The sequence below is a fragment of the Salibaculum halophilum genome (assembly GCF_002094885.1).
Classification (GTDB): domain Bacteria; phylum Pseudomonadota; class Alphaproteobacteria; order Rhodobacterales; family Rhodobacteraceae; genus Salibaculum; species Salibaculum halophilum.
The window spans coordinates 1-1395 of sequence record NZ_MSIT01000061.1 but is presented as its reverse complement, the minus strand read 5'-3'; the positions used below and the strand labels follow the sequence as shown (position 1 = coordinate 1395).

Below are 1395 nucleotides of genomic sequence, written 5' to 3'. Positions count from 1 at the left end.
TGCCCCTCGGGATGGTGTAAGAGGCCGCGCGCGAAGCCCTTGGCGTAGCGCAGCGCGCGGCCGGGCTGGCGGCCACCGCGCTTCTTCGTAATCTGAGGTTGTTCAAAGACCGACGACAACGAAGGAGAGCACGATGACCGAGACCATGATCGATCTTCCGGGCGCGATCGCCAAGAGCGATGACGCTGATTTTCTGCGCGAGCTGATCCAGGACGCCGCGCAGCGACTGATGGACATCGAAGTGGCCGCTGTATGCGGCGCGGGGCATGGCGAGCGCAGCCCGGACCGCGAGAACCAGCGCAACGGATACCGACCGCGCCAGTGGGATACTCGGGCAGGCACCATCGGCCTGAACATCCCAAAGCTGCGCAAGGGCAGCTATTTCCCCACGTTCCTGGAACCGCGCAGGACGGCTGAGAAGGCGCTGATGGCGGTGATACAGGAGGCCTACATCCACGGGGTCTCGACCCGCGCCGTCGATGACCTGGTGCGCGCGATGGGGCTGACGGGCACCTCCAAGAGCCAGGTCTCGCGGCTGTGCGAGGAGATCGACGAACGGGTGCAGGCGTTCCTGAACAGGCCCCTCGAGGGGGACTGGCCGTTCCTCTGGCTGGACGCCACCTACGTGAAGCTGCGCGAGGGCGGACGCATCGTCTCCATGGCGGTGATAGTGGCCGTCGCGGTCAACACCGACGGGCGGCGCGAGATCCTCGGGATCACGGTCATGCCCTCGGAGGCCGAGACGTTCTGGGCCGACTTCCTGCGGTCTCTCACCCGCCGCGGCCTGCGCGGTGTTCAGCTGGTGATCAGCGATGCCCATGAGGGCCTCAAGGCCGCCGCGCGCAAGGTTCTGGGCGCCGGGTGGCAACGCTGCCGCGTCCATTTCCAGCGCAACCTGCTGGCCCGCGTGGGCAAGACCAACAAGCCGGTGGTCAGCGCCGTGGTGAAGACCGTCTTTGCCGAAAAGGACCGCGACCAGGCCCATGCCCGCTGGCGCGAGGTGGCCGACAACCTTCGTGGCCGGTTCAGGGATGTCGCAGAGCTCATGGACGAGGCCGAACACGACGTGCTGGCCTACATGGCCTTCGACGAGAGCCTGCGCTCGAAGCTGCACAGCACCAACCCGCTGGAGCGCGTCAACAAGGAGATCAAGCGGCGCACCAATGTCGTCGGGATCTTCCCGAACCGCGAGGCCGTCATCCGGCTCGTCGGCGCGCTCATGCTGGAGCAGAATGACGAGTGGGCTGTCTCGCGCCGCTACATGTCGGTGGAAAAGCTGACCGCCATATGCAACGATGATGGTGAGACGGCGATGATCGCCGCTCAGTGAACGAGCAGCACCAGCTATGAAGAAGCAGGTGGACGCCAGTTCCTACACCACTTCCCGGGACACTA

1 protein-coding gene is annotated in these 1395 nt (G+C 65.6%); it reads left to right on the top strand.

The window, feature by feature from the left end:
- The first annotated feature begins 133 nt into the window (after nt 1–133).
- Nucleotides 134–1330 carry an IS256 family transposase gene (locus BU124_RS14445; protein WP_084864264.1) on the top strand — a complete coding sequence of 399 codons (1197 nt, stop codon included), beginning with the start codon at nt 134–136 and terminating at the stop codon, nt 1328–1330.
- Nucleotides 1331–1395: the final 65 nt, after the last annotated feature.

Bases quoted from the DNA above. Each gene is read 5' to 3' on its own strand.
- BU124_RS14445 (WP_084864264.1), top strand. From the start codon at position 134: ATGACCGAGACCATGATCGATCTTCCGGGCGCGATCGCCAAGAGCGAT.